General features: G+C 53.8%; 1 pseudogene. It reads right to left on the bottom strand.

Annotated elements, in window-relative coordinates:
* Positions 1 to 305, bottom strand: a pseudogene (locus IX84_RS33470) (T9SS type A sorting domain-containing protein); the annotation flags it as partial.

The following is a 305-nucleotide window of genomic DNA, read 5'->3' as shown; positions in this document are numbered from 1 at the left end:
GCCATTATCGTCATTCAAATCGGCTCCGATAGCCAACACACTGCCATCCGAACTCAGGGACACGGAAATGCCGGACCCATCTCCAAACGCCTCGCCGTCTATATCAACGCCTCGCTGTGACCAGCCCGTTCCATCCCATTCATACACCCGTACATGGCCTAAAAGTGAGCCATTGTCATTATTTCCAGGCGCACCGATGGCCAACACACTGCCATCTGAACTCAGGGAGACCGATTCGCCAGACTGATCATCGGCTCCCTCCCCATCTATATCCAGCCCGAGCTGACAATAGTCTGTAAAGTCTG

Origin of the sequence: Phaeodactylibacter xiamenensis (assembly GCF_000759025.1) — a bacterium.
GTDB classification, from domain to species: domain Bacteria; phylum Bacteroidota; class Bacteroidia; order Chitinophagales; family Saprospiraceae; genus Phaeodactylibacter; species Phaeodactylibacter xiamenensis.
This window is presented reverse-complemented; position numbering and strand designations above follow the sequence as displayed.